The following is a 15,277-nucleotide window of genomic DNA, read 5'->3' on the forward strand; positions in this document are numbered from 1 at the left end:
CCTCTTCCGCGGAATTCCGAACCACGCGTTCAAGGCGGCTTCCGCCGAGCCATTCAGGGGTTTTATCCGACTCCAATCGATTTTCCCAGCCATGCTAAGCGGGCTGGGCTTGTGCGTCGAACGACAGAAGTTAGGCCTCTGACCTGCGGATTTGCTGGGATGATGCATTTAATGAAACATTGATTCAGATTTTGGAGCAGGGTTTGGAGGCGGAATGGCAGTCGATGGATCTGGGCGGGTGCACCTTCTGGGCTCCGTTCAACTGCTCCATCCCGAACAGCAGACCTTCGATCAGATGCTCGATGGCTGGCGCAACCAGCAGCTCTCACGCCACCTGAAATTCGACACGATTGACCAGCGCATCCGGTATGTTCGCAGGTTCGTGGACCATGTGAACGAGTTTCCGTGGTGCTGGACGCCGGCCCATGTCGAAGAGTATTTCGGAGATCTTCGCTCGATCCGGCACTTGAGCCACTCGACGCTGCGGGCCCACCAGTCCGCGTTGCGCCACTTCACGTCCTATGTCGCCAACCCCGATTATGGCTGGGACCGGGTCTGCGAACAGCGCTTTGGCACCCATCCGGCCCAGGTCTTCTACGAGTGGAACACCGCGGCTCATGTGCAGGAATTCGAAGGCCGGCCATCCAAACGTCCTTTCACCAGAGAGGAGCTCCAGAAGCTCTTCGACCACGCCGACGACGAGGTCGAACTCATTGAGGCCTCCGGCAAAAAAGGCTGGCAGGCGGCATACCGCGACGCTGTGATGCTCAAAATTGCCTACTCCTACGGGCTTCGGTTCAATGAGCTGCGGCATCTGCAGACCGTCGACTTTGCAACCAACCCGCACGCGCGCAGATTCGGGAAATTCGGTGTCTGCAAGGTCCGCTTCGGCAAGTCCCGCAAGGCATCACCACCCAAGCCCCGTAGCGTCCTCACGGTCTTCGACTGGACCACGGGCGTCCTTGAGGATTGGCTCGCCAATGGCCGCGGAACTCTTCACACCCTCGACCTCTTCCCCAGCGAACGGGGCGGACTGATCGTGGAGTCCACGCTCCTGCGGCGGCTCCGGCGGTATCTCGACGAACTGGGAATGCCGTCGGACGGGCTTGACCTGCATTCCCTGCGGCGCTCTTACGCCACGCACCTGTTGGAGGCCGGATGGGATCCTAGATTCGTGCAATATCAAATGGGCCACGAGTACGCGTCAACCACCGGCATCTACCAATTCGTCAGCGACGACTTCCGCAGCACCACTCTGCGGGCGTCCCTGGACCGCACGATGGACCAGGCACTCGGCAAACAATCGGGAGGCCGGCGATGAAGCGCCAGGTCGAATACACGTGGCGCCTCTCCGAACTGATGGCAGCCCGGGGCCTTCACAACACCACCGACCTCATCCCCCTGCTCGCCGAGCGCGGCATCATCTTGTCCCGGCCCCAGGTCTACCGCATCGTCAACCAGAAGCCCGAACGGGTCGCCCTGCAGGTCATAGCGGCGATCTGCGACATCTTCTCCTGCGGCCCCGAAGACCTCATCACCGTCACCGCCGCCGACGTCCGGGCACGCAAGACCGGAACCGCCAACTCCCCCAACGTTGTGGACCTCAACCGCACCGTCCGCCCGCGCCGCGCCCGCATCATCGACGATGACCACTGAACACCCGGAAGGACTCACCCCGCGCAACACCGTCCGCGGCCGGCCCCGCACAACCGGAGCCATCCAGTGCGCCCGCTGCGGCCGCAACACCGGCAAGACCAGGGCGAGCTGGCCGGAAGGCAGGATCTGCGGTCCCTGCTTCACCGTGGCGACCCGCACCCACGGCACCTGCCCCGGCTGCGGCGAGAACAGACTGCTCCCCGGCCCACGCGCAGAGGAGGGAGGACCACGGTGCGCACCCTGCGCCGGTATCCTCCACAACTTCCGTTGCTCCCGCTGCAGCCACGAAGGCGAGTTCTACCGCCGCGGCACCTGCGCCCGATGCGCACTCCGGGACGACCTCACCGCCCTGCTACTCACCAGTCCGGACGATCCGACAACTGCAAACCGCCTGGTCGACGTACTCTGTCAAGCTGATCGACCTGAAAGCATCATCACCTGGAAACGCTCTGGCAAGGTCCAGGGGCTCCTGACGGCCGTCGCGAGCGGACAGACTCCTCTGACCCACGACGGCCTCGACAGTCACCGGGAAACGGCGGGACGGGCAGCTGACCATCTCCGGGCCCTGCTCGTCCATCATGGGCTCCTCCCCTATCAGGACCCTTATCTGAACCGCTTCGAAGCCTGGATCGACGACAAGCTCCGCCCCCTGCCCTCCGAGGTTGCCAAACCCGTGGAGCATTTCGCCAAATGGCACCACCTCAGACGCATCCGCGCCATGGCAACACCTGCCAAATCGGCCCAAGGCCCGGTGCACGCCGCTAAACAGGAGATCACTGAGACCATCAAGTTCCTCGACTGGCTCTGGCAGACCCATCACCGCACAGCCGCCACCTGCTCCCAGCAGGACGTGGACAGCTGGCTCACAACCGGGCCGACCACCAGAAAAGCCATCCGGACCTTCTTCATCTTCGCGAAGAAGACCGGCACGAACATGCGCGTCGAAATCGGGCACTACTCCGCTAAGGGCCGGCCTGCCATCCCGCAGGAACAACGCTTTGCCTGGCTCAAGGAACTACTCACCGGCACCAGCGAGTCCCTGCCCTATAGAGTCGCCGGAACACTGCTCCTCCTCTATGCCCAACCGCTGGTCCGGGTGGCCGCGCTCCGCACCGACGCGATCAACATTAACGACACCGGCGCGATCACCATCGCCCTTGGCACGCATGCGGTGCCCGTCCCACAGCCTTTCGCGGAGCTCCTTAGACAGCACGTCCGGAACCGGCCCAACCTCCGAACAGCATCTGGCGCCGACAGCCCGTGGCTCTTCCCCGGAACCCGCGCAGGCCACCACCTTCATCCCAACACCATCATGCTCCGACTCCGGGCCCTCGGAATTGAACTGCTCGGCGCACGAAACACGGCCCTGAACGACCACCTCGCACTCACGCCGCCACCATTGGTCGCCGACGCACTCGGCTACAGCTATCAGGTCGCGTTCCTCCACGCCGACGCCGCAGGGGAACCCTGGTCCCGCTACGTCGACCGCCGGACCTTCAACTAAGGGCCACTTGCACTGGCTTGAACACGTAGGGGCCACCGCACCCAAAGCCATACGGGTATTCCCCTGTTGACTCAGTTTCTATCGGAAAATCATTCGCCACCCGGCCACCGGAAGCTGTCACAGCTTCCACATGAATCATGGAGACGCTAACGGGCTCATTCAGGTAGGGCACGGACTGCGGAACCAACCACTTTCCCTCCGAGTTCCGCGCAACCAACTCAGGGGTGCATCCCTCCCCGAAGCAGGCCTCCACCGTCTCCGGTGCCGCGGAAAAGAACAGCTGAACGTCTCCCACATACGCGTAACCGATTGCCGGACATGCCCGAGGCGAGTTGCTAAAAAGAGTGACAGCCAACACCCCAGCAAACATGCCCGTGGCCACCAGGAGTATGCCGCGAAGCTTCATATTGGGAGACTAACCCGTACTTCACCTCAGGTGCCCGCCCGAGATCAACCTGCAACGATCCGTTTTGGTCTTTTCACCAATAACACGCACACACTCGATACGCAGGGGTGCCAGTAAGCAGAATCCGGCTCCAGCGGACGCTCCCCCTGCCTGAGCGCTTCCAGGCCTTTGGGCGTCCCGTTTAGGCAGCGGCCTGCGGAAGCACCAGCAGGTACCCGGCCGGCAGTTGCGAACTCCATCGCCGGGGTTCCCTGACAACAAACTGGGTGGCAAGTTCCTCGGGCGTCAGCAGGCTGTTGGGTGCGGGCGACGGCCCCCATTGTTGACTGCCGTAGGGATAGAGCGGGTCCAGGACGTTGACGCCGGTGACACGGAAATCCTGAAACTTCGCCGGATCACCCATCGACTCAAAGCCGCTCATCACCCATGCATGACGGCCGCTCCACATCACCAGGCCCACTGGCCGGCCCGTCTCGGCGATGGCACGCGCCGCAGTCTGCAGGGCTGTTCCGTAATCCGCGACGCTGACAACGCGGTACGGGCCCATCCCGGAGGTTGTGAGAACGTGCGCCCAGCCGTAAGGGTTGGCTCCGTTGAAGGAGTCGGATGACTGCGCGCGGGCCAGTTCCCACAACTCCCCCTGCTGCGTGCTGTCCGCCCATGTTCCGCCACCCGTGTCATCGACCAGGTTGTGGGCCATCTGGATGCTCGCCGCAACGCACCAGTCGAAGGTGTACTGCGGGACGAAGTCACCTTCACGGAACAGGTTGATGGCATAAGGTCCGGGCGCCGGCGGCGGAGTGACAGCGGGAAGGGGCGCCGGCGCTGTGGCGGTAGTCGTGGGCTGGGGCGCCGGCTCGGCAGCCGGTTGAACGGTCGCAGCGGGCGAAGCGCCGCCGGCAACTGTTTCAGCGCTGTTGACCGGCGTGCATGCCACCAGCAGGCTGGCCACTACTGCCAGCCAAACGGTGTGACGGGGGCGGGTGCCGTTCATGACCGTTCCAGTCTAGCGCCGGACGCCCATGCCGGCCCCGACCACAGCCCCCACGCCAAGTCCAAGTGCGAAACCCAGGAAGGGACTGTCAAAGAAGGCCAACCCGATGGCGATACCCAATGCCGCGCCGAGCAGGCAGCAGATCCAGAGCGGCTTGTTCACGGTTCCTCCAACGCAGTCAGTCACGCAGCGGGCAGGTGTAGGAGAGAATCTACTTCATCCGGCCAAACCGCTCCCGCTACCGGCTCTGGACAGGTAGCCCGCGGCCGCCAAATCGGGTACAGCCTACGGTGCCAAACGGCGTCCGGAACGAATATCGTCGTTGCCCTAAGGCGACATCGATCCGGGCCAGCCGCCAGGTAAAGCCGGTTGTCGACGTCGCCTGTATAAGCCGCCCGCGCCTATGAAAATGGTGCCGGCGCAACTCCTTAGCGCCAGGACGTCCCATGCCGCAGTCCCCGTATCTAGAAGACCAAAGCGAACCCCGGTTTGTGCTCCCCCAGTCCCCCGGCCGCCGGACGCGGACGGCATTGCGGGAAGAGGCGCTGACGCAGGCGCCGGGAAGGCCTGTGATGATGCTTCGGCCGGCTCCGGTCAAAGTGCGCGCCGCGTTTGGTTCAGCCATCGCGTATACGGTCACGCACATCCTGGTTGAAATGGACGTCAACGGTCCGTACTCCGTCCGGTGGGAACCTGGCTGGCTGGTCCACCGCCTCTGAGCCTGCTTCCGCGGCAGGTGCCGATGCGGGTAGCTTCGCGGCCGCCAGCTAGGCTCGAAACCATGAGTCTTTCGAAATCCGGTCCTGCCGCTGGCCCCCGTGGCCTGGTCGTCGCCGCTGCTGTGGCGGACTTTGTCCTGATCCTGGTGTTCGCAGCGATCGGCCGCGACGCACACGCCCGGGACGGGATCATCACCGGCGTCTTCCTCACGGCCTGGCCCTTCCTTGCCGGTGCGGCCGCAGGCTGGCTTGCAACCCGAGCATGGCGCGACCCCATGTCACTGCGCCGGGCCGGCGCCGGAGCCTGGTTGGGGAGCCTCATTGGCGGCATGCTGCTCAGGGCCCTCACGGGGCAGACCGTCGTGGTGCCTTTCGTCATCGTCGCCCTCCTCAGCCTGGGCGTGCTGCTCATGGGGTACCGGGCGCTGTACCGCACCTTCCGCCGTCGCCGCAGCTGAGCGGCGGCGCTCCCCCGGCCCCCTACGTTCCGGGTCCGGCCGCGGCGGGCACTGATGTAATAGGCTGGCAGCACCAAGAAACGCGCCGGTCAACGCCGCGGCGCAACAGATCCGGAGGGTTTCAACGTGATCACCGCATTCGTCCTGATCAAAACGGACGCTTCCCGCATTCCCGAGACGGCCGAGGAGATCTCAGCGATCGAAGGCATCAGCGAGGTGTACTCCGTCACCGGCGAGTGGGACCTGATCGCCGTCGCCAGGGTCTCCCGGCACGAAGACCTGGCGGATGTCATTGCCGACCGGCTCTCGAAAGTTCCAGCCGTGGTCCACACCACTACCCACATAGCCTTCCGTGCATACTCCCAGCACGATCTTGACGCAGCTTTCTCTCTGGGCTTCGAACAGTAGGCAGGGCAACTGTCCCTATGGGGCTGTGAGCGAGACCCACTTATCGAGCACTGCGGCCGCAGCTCCGCTTTCGATGGATTCGGCCGCGCGGGTGTAGGCACCGTGCATCCTGTCCAGGAATGTTCCCTCGGCTGCAAGATCGAAGGCCACCAGGCCGGCAGCGGCGTTAAGCAGGACAGCGTCCCGGGCAGGGCCTTCCCTGCCTGCCAGGACCTCACGGACAACCATCGCGTTCGCCCTCGCATCGCCGCCCCGGAGCTCTTCCACGGTGGCTGGCCTGATGCCCAGGTCGCGGGGCGAGAACTCCAAAGCGTCGACGCTGCCGTTGCGGATCTCCCATACCGTGGAGGGGCCGGTGGTGGTGAGCTCATCAAGGCCGTCGTTACCGCGGAACACCAGGCCCCTGCTCCCCCGCCGTGCCAGTACTCCAGCCACCAGCGGTGCCATCCTGGCGTTTGCAACACCGACGGCAGATGCCTGCACTTTGGCCGGATTGGTCAGCGGACCCAGGAAGTTGAAGGCAGTGGGAATCGCCAGCTCCTTCCTCGGCACGGCAGTATGGCGGAACGAGGGATGGAACACCTGTGCGAAGCAGAAGGTGATTCCTGCCTCTTCTGCGTTCCGGGCCACGCGGTCGATTGACAGGTCCAGCCGCACGCCGAGGGCCTCCAGCACGTCAGCAGAACCGGACGACGACGATGCGGCCCGGTTGCCGTGCTTTACCACCCGCGCGCCGGCGCCTGCAGCGACCAGGGCCGCCATAGTGGAAATGTTGACCGTGTTCAGCTGATCACCGCCTGTACCGACGATGTCGAGTTTCTCACCCGAGATGGTGATGGGATTGGCGTGTGCGAGCATGGCGTCAACCAGTCCCGACAGTTCCTCGACCGTCTCCCCCTTGCCACTGAGTGCGACGAGGAAGCCGGCGATCTGCGCAGGAGTGGCTTCCCCGGACATGATGGTGTCCATGGCCCACGACGTGTTGTCCGCAGTGAGGTCACGCCCGCTGATCAGTGCTGAGATCAGTCGGGGCCAGGTGTTGCCGGACGCTGGGGAAGCCTGTGAAGTCACCTGCTGATGCTATCGAGGGATGGCGGCGGCTGACCAATATGAACCGGTGCGGGAACTTTTCCGCGCGATTTCGCGTCTTTGTAGAAAAAGTCCTCCCAAAAGGCGGTTTGCGTTGGGCAGCACGGACTTTTACAGACATAATGTCTATGTGACATCTGCGACCCATGCCCCCAGTACCCCGGCGCACCCCACGCTGAACCGCCCCAATATGGTTTCCGTCGGAACCGTTGTGTGGCTGTCCAGCGAGTTGATGTTCTTCGCCGGTCTCTTCGCCATGTACTTCACACTGCGCTCCACGAGTGCTCAGATGTGGGCGGACGAGACAGCCAAGCTCAACTTCCCCTTTGCGCTCGTTAACACCATCGTCCTCGTGGCAAGTTCCTTCACTTGCCAGATGGGCGTCTTCGCCGCCGAACGGCTCCAGCCGCGCCGCACCGGAGGGGTGTTCAAGTTCTCCCGTTGGGGCATGAACGAATGGTTCACCCTGACGTTCATCATGGGTGCGTTCTTCGTCGCTGGCCAGACCACTGAGTACGCAATGCTGGTTTCCGAGCACGTCTCACTGTCGTCCAACGCCTACGGCTCCGCTTTCTACATGACCACCGGCTTCCACGGCCTGCACGTCATCGGCGGCCTCGTTGCCTTCCTGCTCATCATGGGCCGGTCGTTCGCCGCGAAGAAGTTCGGTCACTTCGAAGCTACCTCGGCGATTGTCACGTCTTACTACTGGCACTTCGTTGACGTCGTGTGGATCGGCCTCTTCCTGGTCATCTACGTACTCAAGTAACCAGTTTTGAAACTTTTTCTACACGAGGCAGAATTTCAGGTCGCGGCCCCACAAGCCGTCGCAGGAACGAATAAAGGAACCACCACGTGAAGGCACTCTCACAAAAGCGGCGTCACCCACTGGCAGCAATAGCGCTGCTCCTGATGGGGCTACTCCTTACGGGTGGGCTGTACGCTGTGGCCACCACCGTCAACGAGGCCAAGGCTTCCACCACTACCTACAGTGCCAACGACACTGAAGAAGGCGGCAAGCTCTTCGCGGCGAACTGCGCCACGTGCCACGGCATGGGTGCCAGCGGTACCGCTGATGGCCCGTCACTGGTGGGCGTCGGCGCCGCTGCTGTTGACTTCCAGGTGGGCACCGGCCGCATGCCGATGCAGATGAACGGACCGCAGGCCCTTAAGAAGCCCGCCCAGTTCAACGACGAGCAGACCCACCAGCTTTCAGCCTATGTCGCTTCGCTGGGAGCCGGCCCGGCAATCCCTGAAGAAGACCTGGTGAACGGCGGCGGTGACGCTGCTGCCGGCGGTGAGCTGTTCCGCACCAACTGCGCCATGTGCCACAACGCCGCCGCTGCCGGTGGTGCCCTGACCCGCGGCAAGTTCGCACCGGCCCTCGCCGATGTTTCGGGCAAGCACATCTACGAGGCAATGGCGACCGGTCCGCAGAACATGCCGGTCTTCAGCGACTCGAACATCACCCCCGAGGGCAAGAAGGACATCATCACGTTCCTGAAGCAGATCGAGAGCACCGGATCCCCGGGTGGCGCCGACCTCGGCTCGCTGGGTCCGGTTGCTGAAGGCCTCTTCGTATGGGTTGCCGGCCTGGGAGTCATCATTGCCTTCACCATCTGGCTGACGTCCCGCACATCCTGACGCGGTCCCCGCACCAAACTTTCTGCTGCAAAGCCAGCAGGTCGATATTAGAAACTAACCCGGCAGCCGCCGGGACGAGAGAAGGATGAGGCGAATTATGGGCAACCATAGTGACGGCAGTCCGAACCACTCGGGCACCGTAGCTACGGCTGGTCAGAATGAGGTGGAGAAGTTCCAGGATCCTGGAATTCCCCCGCATCGTTTGCGCCTGGCTGACACGGATCCGAAGGCCGCAAAGCGCGCAGAACGGCAGGTAGCCCTACTATTTGCCATCTCTGTCGTTGGAACCCTGATCTTCCTGGTGGCGTACTTCGCCATCGACCTGGGAGAAGATTCCAGCATCGCAACCATCCGGTTGCAGAATGCCCTCCTGGGTGTCGGCACGGCATTCGCCATGCTCGGTATCGGTACCGGCATTGTCCACTGGGCCAAGGCCCTGATGCCGGACCACGAAGTATCGGAAGAGCGTCACGCCATCCGCTACGAAGAGGACCGCCAGGCTGCAGTCCGCATCGTTGACGACATTGTGGAAGAGACCGGCATCAAGCGCCGTCCCCTCATCCGCAATACGCTCCTCGGCGCCGTGGCCCTCGCTCCCCTGCCCGCAGTGGCAATTTTCGGCGACCTGGGTCCCCGGCCTGACAACAAGCTGGCGCACACCATGTGGGCGCCGCAGGACGGCAAGCTCAAGCGCCTCGCCCGCGACCCTGACGGTACGCCGATCAAGGCCGCAGATGTCACCATCGGTTCGGCGTTCCACGTCATTCCCGAGGGCCTGAACGAACTCCACGAGGGCAAGCTCAACGAGAAGGCCAAGGCCGTTGTGCTGCTCATGCGCCTGGACCCGGCTTCGCTGCATCCCTCAGAAGGCCGCGAGGACTGGGGTTACAACGGCATCGTTGCTTACTCCAAGATCTGCACCCACGTTGGCTGCCCCGTTGCTCTTTACGAGCAGCAGACGCACCACCTGCTGTGCCCGTGCCACCAGTCCACCTTTGACCTCACTCAAGAGTGCAAGGTGATCTTCGGACCGGCCAGCCGCCCTCTCCCCCAGCTGCCCATCGCAGTTGATGACGAAGGCTACCTCGTCGCCACCAGCGACTTTCATGAACCTGTAGGACCGAGTTACTGGGAGCGTGATATGCATGAGCGCAGCATCAACAGCTGAGCCCGCTTTCGTCGCCAAAACCAAGGCAGGCCGGGTAACCGACTTCGTCGATTCCCGAGTTGGCGGGTCCGGAATCCTCCGGGAGTTCGGCCGCAAAGTGTTCCCCGACCACTGGTCCTTCATGTTCGGCGAGGTCGCCCTCTACTCGTTCGTGATCCTGCTGCTGTCGGGCACGTTCCTGACGTTCTTCTTCGATCCGTCCATGGCGGAGACCCACTATGACGGATCGTATGTGCCCCTCAAGGGCGTCGAAATGTCAGTGGCGTACAGCTCATCGCTGAACATCTCCTTCGACATCCGTGGCGGCCTGTTCATGCGCCAGGTCCACCACTGGGCAGCCCTGCTGTTCGTGGCGTCCATTGCCGTACACATGCTTCGCGTGTTCTTCACCGGCGCGTTCCGCCGTCCGCGTGAAATGAACTGGGTTGTCGGCTGCGTCCTGCTCATCCTGGCCATGGCTGCCGGCTTCACCGGTTACTCACTCCCTGACGATCTGCTCTCCGGTAACGGCCTGCGCATCATCGACGGCGTCATCAAGTCCATTCCGGTGGTTGGTACTTACATCTCCTTCTTCCTGTTTGGTGGAGAGTTCCCGGGAACGGCAATCATCAGCCGCCTCTACATGCTGCACATCCTGCTGGTGCCGGCGCTGATCCTCCTGATGATCGTGCTCCACCTGTTCATGGTTGTGGTTCACAAGCACACCCAGTACCCCGGCCCGGGCCGCAATGACAACAACGTTGTCGGCTACCCGCTCGGCCCCGTGTACGCAGCCAAGGCCGGCGGCTTCTTCTTCATCGTCTTCGGCGTACTGGCACTGATGGCAGCGTTCTTCACCATCAACCCGATCTGGAACTACGGTCCCTACGATCCGTCTCCCGTTTCAGCTGGTACCCAGCCTGACTGGTACATCGGATTCGTGGATGGTGCGCTCCGCCTGATGCCCGGCACCTTTGGTGACTGGCACGTGGAACAGACCTGGCTGGGCTTCGTCTTCACGTTCAACGTGCTGCTTCCGGCCCTGGTGCCTGCCGGCATCCTGTTCACGGTCATGTTCACCTACCCGTGGATCGAACGCTGGATCACCAAGGACAACCGTGAACACCATGTCCTGGACCGTCCCCGCAACGCTCCTACCCGCACGGGCATTGGTGTTGCAGGTTTCATCTGGTACTGCGTTATGTGGGCGGCTGCCGGCTCTGACCTCATCGCCACGCACTTCCACGTGTCCCTCAACGACGTCACGTACTGGCTCCGTGCCTTGTTCTTCATCGGACCGATCATCGGCTTCATTGTTGCCAAGCGCGTTGCCCTGGCGCTCCAGCGCAAGGACCGCGAGATTGCACTGCACGGCCGGGAAACCGGACGCATCGTTCGCCTGCCCCACGGCGAGTTCATTGAGGTTCACGCTCCGCTCGACGAGTACAAGCGTTACAAGCTGGTCGGGTTCGAGTCGCCTGAGGTTCTCCCCGCAGTGCCGAACGAGCATGGAGTGGTTACCGGCAACGAGAAGCGCCGCGCCTTCCTCTCCAAGTGGTTCTTCGAGGACCGCGTAGCTCCGGCTACACCCGCAGAGCTTGAAGCAGCCCATGGCCACGGCCACGCGGCAGTGGAATCCTCTGAGGAAGCCAAGAGCCTGTCCCACTAGGCCTCGGATATCAAACAGTGCAGGGCCCGGTCCAATAGGACCGGGCCCTGCACTGTTTTCATCTGGCCTCCATGAAACCGGAACACCAGGACCAGGTGGGAACCAATCACCCGCTGCGGCCCGCTTAGAGGTTCCGCGCCCGGCGTACCCCAGGGCGCTGCAGGGGCACCCACAGCTTGTAGCGGTCAGCCCGGTAGTAGGAGACGGAGTAGTCCACCATGGCCCGGGCAACAAACGCATGGCGTTGGATCTTCAATAGAGGTGACCCCACTTCCACGTTAAGCAGGCGCGCCGTGGACGGTGACGCAGCAGTTGCCTCGATCATGTCCTCACCCCACTCCATGACGAGGCCGAACTGTTCGCTCAGGACGTTGTACAGGGACGTGGGGGGCTCGCCGTCGAGCAGGCCCGGTACACGGTGGGCGGGGATGAAATTCTCATCCACGCTCATAGGCTCCCCATCTGCCAGCAGAAGCCTGCGAAAACGCACCAGCGGAGTGCCTTCGTCCAGCTGCAGTTCTCGGGCGAGGAACGCACTGGCGCCGATCTGCTCGAAGCTGAGGACCTTTGCCGCCGGGACCATGCCACGGCGCTGCATCTCCTCGCTATAGGAGGTCAGCTTGACCTGGAGGTCAAGCTTTGGCCGGCGGACAAACGTACCAAGGCCTACAACGCGTTCGATGACCTCCTCACCTACGAGGGCGTCGATGGCTTGACGGACCGTCATCCGGGCGAGGCCGAACCGTTCGGCCAGGTCACGTTCCGAAGGCAGCGCCGAGCCTGGTGGGCATGCCTCCGCGATGTAGGCGCGCAGGATCTCCCTCAACTGAATGTAGATGGCAACACCGCTGGTGCGGTCGATGTCGCCCTTGATGGTCTTGGCTGCAGCCGCCATGAGTCCGCCTTTTCCTGCTTGGTACCGCTCCTAATGTTAGGTCAGGTCTAGACCAGCTGCGTCCCGGCCGAACACTCCGTGACTTCAACGACCGGCAGCCGGATATATATTTGGGCAGGAAGATTTACGCGACAGACGGACGGGTCCGTCACGACGAAGGAGTCCCCTTTGCCATCACACAAGGCCGTGGTCACGGCCTCTGTCGGCCTTCATGCCCGGCCCGCGGCCGACTTTGTCCGGGCCGTCATGGACACTGGCCTTCCCGTTGTCATTGCCAAGAGCGGCAGCCCGGGCGTGGATGCGCGGTCGCTGCTTCAGGTGATGGCTGCCGACTTCCAGCAGGGCTGCGAAGTGGTGCTTTCCGTCCACGACACAGCCCTGAACGGGCCTGGGAGCGCAGAAAATGCTGCGGGCGTCCTCCAATCCCTCGGGAAGCTCCTCGCGGCGCAGGGAGCCCTCCAGCCCGCTGCCCGGAACTAGGCCTGCACAAGCAAAGCCAAACACAACGACGCCGGCCCCCACCAAATGGTGGGGGCCGGCGTCGTTATTAAGTGTGCTGCCTAGTGGGCGTGATCCCCGCGGCTGTATTCGTAAACCCAGCCGACAAGTGCCACGACCGCAAGGCCGGCGGCAATGAAGACGATCCAGAACCCAACTGCCAGGCCGAGGAACCCTGTGGCGCAGGCAAGGCCGAGGACCAGGGGCCACCAGCTCCAGGGGCTGAAGTGCCCCTGCTCGCCGGCACCTTCGTGGATCTCAGCGTCGCTGCGGTCCTCCGGGCGCATGCCCACGCGCTTGGCGGTGAAGCCAAGGTACGCGCCGATCATGCCGGCCAGTCCGCCCACGAGCAGGACACCCAGGATGCCGACCCACTCGTTCCAGTGCGTCAGGAACCCGTACACGATGGAGACAGGGATGAAGAAGAAGACTCCTGATCCAAAGATCCAAGATTCGATTTTCACTGTGCGGTGTCCTTCTGGTCGGCGTTGCCGAGAACGTTCGCCGCGGGTGCCGGCGACTCGACGGTGTGGACCTGGCGCAGTTCGGGGTGGTGCAGGTCCAGGGCGGGGCGCTCCGAACGGATCCGGGGCAGCGAGGTGAAGTTGTGGCGCGGCGGCGGGCAGGACGTGGCCCACTCGAGGGAGGCACCGAAGCCCCAGGGGTCATCGACCTGGACCTTTTCGGCCTTCCGCCAGGTGATGTAGACGTTCCAGAAGAACGGAATCAGCGAGGCGCCGAGGACGAAGGACGCCACGGTTGAGAACTGGTTCATCCAGGTGAAGTTGTCTTCCACCAGGTAGTCGGCGTAGCGGCGGGGCATGCCTTCAACACCCAGCCAGTGCTGGATGAGGAACGTGCCGTGGAAGCCCAGGAAGAGGAGCCAGAAGTGGATCTTGCCGAGGCGCTCGTTGAGCATCTTTCCGGTCCACTTGGGCCACCAGAAGTAGAAGCCGGCGAACATGGCGAACACCACGGTTCCGAAGACCACGTAGTGGAAGTGCGCCACCACGAAGTAGGAGTCAGAGACGTGGAAGTCGAGCGGAGGCGAAGCCAGGATGATGCCGGTGAGACCACCGAAGAGGAACGTGACGAGGAACCCGATGCTCCAGAGCATGGGCGTTTCGAACGTGATGGACCCGCGCCACATGGTGCCGATCCAGTTGAAGAACTTCACACCGGTCGGAACGGCAATGAGCATCGTCATGAACGCGAAGAACGGCAGCAGCACCGAGCCGGTGACATACATGTGGTGCGCCCACACGGTCACGGACAGTGCAGCGATGGCGATCGTGGCGTAAACGAGGCCCTTGTAGCCGAAGATCGGTTTGCGGCTGAACACCGGGAAGATCTCAGAGACGATACCGAAGAACGGCAGCGCGATGATGTACACCTCGGGGTGGCCGAAGAACCAGAACAGGTGCTGCCACAGGACGGCACCGCCGTTCTCGGGATCGAAGATGTGTGCACCAAACCGGCGGTCGGCGCCCAGCGCGAACAGTGCGGCGGCCAGCGGCGGGAATGCCATCAGGACCAGGATGGCCGTGATGAGGGTGTTCCAGGTGAAGATCGGCATGCGCCACATGGTCATGCCCGGAGCGCGCATGCAGATGATGGTGGTGATGAAGTTGACCGCACCGAGGATGGTGCCGAAGCCGGAGAGCGCCAGGCCGAAGACCCACAGGTCACCGCCGATGCCGGGGCTGAAGGTGGTGTTCGACAGCGGCGCGTAGGCGAACCAGCCGAACGAGGCTGCACCCTGCGGGGTGATGAAGCCGGAGACCGCAATGGTGGAACCGAAGAGGAAGAACCAGAAGGCCAGCGCGTTCAGTCGCGGGAAGGCAACGTCGGGTGCGCCGATCTGGAGCGGCATGATGACGTTGGCGAAGCCCGCGAACAGCGGGGTGGCGAACATCAGCAGCATGACGGTGCCATGCATCGTGAACAGCTGGTTGTACTGTTCCTTCGTCTGCAGGATCTGCATGCCGGGCTCGAAGAGTTCAGCGCGGATGAGCAGCGCCATGACGCCGCCGAGGCAGAAGAAGACGAACGAGGCGATCAGGTACATGTACCCGATGGTCTTGTGGTCAGTGGAGGTAATCCAGTTGACGACGATGCGTCCCTTGGATTTGGGTACCACCGGAGCCTGCAGGGCTCCCGTGGGTGCGGATTGAGTGTACGTAGCCACGT

17 protein-coding genes are annotated in these 15,277 nt (G+C 63.0%); 11 read left to right on the forward strand and 6 right to left on the reverse strand.

Annotated features, from left to right (window positions below; translation table 11 throughout):
• Positions 1-214: 214 nt before the first annotated feature.
• Genes UC32_RS11700 through UC32_RS11710 form a run of 3 tightly spaced genes read left to right on the forward strand, consistent with a single transcriptional unit; the run spans position 215 to position 3,160 of the window.
• Complete coding sequence (locus UC32_RS11700; RefSeq protein WP_045731389.1) at positions 215-1,321, forward strand: tyrosine-type recombinase/integrase; 1,107 nt, start codon at positions 215-217, stop codon at positions 1,319-1,321.
• The gene (locus UC32_RS11705; RefSeq protein ID WP_045731390.1) at positions 1,318-1,656 is read left to right on the forward strand and encodes a helix-turn-helix domain-containing protein; all 339 of its coding nucleotides are present in this window, start codon (positions 1,318-1,320) and stop codon (positions 1,654-1,656) included. Before UC32_RS11700 ends, UC32_RS11705 begins: the two co-directional genes overlap by 4 nt.
• Entirely contained in the window at positions 1,646-3,160 is a 1,515-nt protein-coding gene (locus UC32_RS11710; protein WP_200896376.1) for a recombinase XerD, read from the forward strand. The genes UC32_RS11705 and UC32_RS11710 overlap by 11 nt, the downstream gene beginning before the upstream one ends.
• 587 nt (positions 3,161-3,747) lie before the next feature.
• Here the strand turns inward: UC32_RS11710 and UC32_RS11720 are convergent.
• Positions 3,748-4,560, reverse strand: a complete 813-nt coding sequence (locus UC32_RS11720) for a hypothetical protein (RefSeq protein ID WP_045731392.1) — start codon at positions 4,558-4,560, stop codon at positions 3,748-3,750.
• Between the two features lie 12 nt (positions 4,561-4,572).
• Positions 4,573-4,722, reverse strand: coding sequence for a hypothetical protein (locus UC32_RS20795; protein WP_200896377.1), 150 nt, complete (start codon positions 4,720-4,722; stop codon positions 4,573-4,575).
• 329 nt (positions 4,723-5,051) lie between these two features.
• Here UC32_RS20795 and UC32_RS20570 point away from each other — a divergent pair, with 329 nt between their 5' ends.
• The 3 genes from UC32_RS20570 (at position 5,052) to UC32_RS11730 (ending at position 6,145) form a co-directional block, all read left to right on the forward strand.
• Positions 5,052-5,279 carry a hypothetical protein gene (locus UC32_RS20570; RefSeq protein ID WP_152642606.1) on the forward strand — a complete coding sequence of 76 codons (228 nt, stop codon included), beginning with the start codon at positions 5,052-5,054 and terminating at the stop codon, positions 5,277-5,279.
• Positions 5,280-5,341: 62 nt separating this feature from the next.
• Positions 5,342-5,737 carry a DUF3054 domain-containing protein gene (locus UC32_RS11725; RefSeq protein WP_045731393.1) on the forward strand — a complete coding sequence of 132 codons (396 nt, stop codon included), beginning with the start codon at positions 5,342-5,344 and terminating at the stop codon, positions 5,735-5,737.
• Positions 5,738-5,863: 126 nt separating this feature from the next.
• Positions 5,864-6,145, forward strand: coding sequence for an Lrp/AsnC family transcriptional regulator (locus tag UC32_RS11730; protein WP_045731394.1), 282 nt, complete (start codon positions 5,864-5,866; stop codon positions 6,143-6,145).
• 15 nt (positions 6,146-6,160) lie between these two features.
• Here the strand turns inward: UC32_RS11730 and trpD are convergent, their stop codons facing one another.
• Positions 6,161-7,216, reverse strand: coding sequence for an anthranilate phosphoribosyltransferase (gene trpD / locus UC32_RS11735; protein ID WP_045731395.1), 1,056 nt, complete (start codon positions 7,214-7,216; stop codon positions 6,161-6,163).
• Between the two features lie 148 nt (positions 7,217-7,364).
• On the opposite strand from trpD, the gene ctaE reads away from it, so the two are divergent.
• The 4 genes from ctaE (at position 7,365) to qcrB (ending at position 11,694) form a co-directional block, all read left to right on the forward strand.
• Positions 7,365-8,003: an aa3-type cytochrome oxidase subunit III gene (ctaE, locus tag UC32_RS11740; RefSeq protein WP_171908913.1), complete on the forward strand. Its 639-nt coding sequence runs from the start codon at positions 7,365-7,367 to the stop codon at positions 8,001-8,003.
• An 86-nt stretch (positions 8,004-8,089) separates the two neighbouring features.
• Positions 8,090-8,878 (forward strand): cytochrome bc1 complex diheme cytochrome c subunit, encoded by a 789-nt coding sequence (qcrC, locus tag UC32_RS11745; RefSeq protein WP_015937140.1) that lies wholly within the window; start codon positions 8,090-8,092, stop codon positions 8,876-8,878.
• A 97-nt stretch (positions 8,879-8,975) separates the two neighbouring features.
• Positions 8,976-10,046 (forward strand): cytochrome bc1 complex Rieske iron-sulfur subunit, encoded by a 1,071-nt coding sequence (gene qcrA / locus UC32_RS11750; RefSeq protein WP_045731396.1) that lies wholly within the window; start codon positions 8,976-8,978, stop codon positions 10,044-10,046.
• The gene (qcrB, locus tag UC32_RS11755; RefSeq protein ID WP_045731397.1) at positions 10,024-11,694 is read left to right on the forward strand and encodes a cytochrome bc1 complex cytochrome b subunit; all 1,671 of its coding nucleotides are present in this window, start codon (positions 10,024-10,026) and stop codon (positions 11,692-11,694) included. The genes qcrA and qcrB overlap by 23 nt, the downstream gene beginning before the upstream one ends.
• A gap of 124 nt (positions 11,695-11,818) precedes the next feature.
• On the opposite strand, the gene UC32_RS11760 is transcribed toward qcrB, so the two are convergent.
• Positions 11,819-12,589, reverse strand: a complete 771-nt coding sequence (locus UC32_RS11760) for a GntR family transcriptional regulator (protein WP_045731398.1) — start codon at positions 12,587-12,589, stop codon at positions 11,819-11,821.
• Between the two features lie 168 nt (positions 12,590-12,757).
• Between UC32_RS11760 and UC32_RS11765 the strand changes: the two genes are divergently transcribed.
• Positions 12,758-13,069 (forward strand): HPr family phosphocarrier protein, encoded by a 312-nt coding sequence (locus UC32_RS11765; RefSeq protein ID WP_045731399.1) that lies wholly within the window; start codon positions 12,758-12,760, stop codon positions 13,067-13,069.
• 80 nt (positions 13,070-13,149) lie between these two features.
• Here UC32_RS11765 and UC32_RS11770 read toward each other — a convergent pair whose 3' ends face one another.
• Positions 13,150-13,551 carry a cytochrome c oxidase subunit 4 gene (locus UC32_RS11770; protein WP_045731400.1) on the reverse strand — a complete coding sequence of 134 codons (402 nt, stop codon included), beginning with the start codon at positions 13,549-13,551 and terminating at the stop codon, positions 13,150-13,152.
• The gene (gene ctaD, locus UC32_RS11775; RefSeq protein ID WP_045731401.1) at positions 13,548-15,275 is read right to left on the reverse strand and encodes an aa3-type cytochrome oxidase subunit I; all 1,728 of its coding nucleotides are present in this window, start codon (positions 15,273-15,275) and stop codon (positions 13,548-13,550) included. The genes UC32_RS11770 and ctaD overlap by 4 nt, the downstream gene beginning before the upstream one ends.
• Positions 15,276-15,277 lie beyond the last annotated feature (2 nt).

This window comes from Pseudarthrobacter chlorophenolicus, from assembly GCF_000962805.1.
Taxonomy (GTDB): Bacteria; Actinomycetota; Actinomycetes; order Actinomycetales; family Micrococcaceae; genus Arthrobacter; species Arthrobacter chlorophenolicus_A.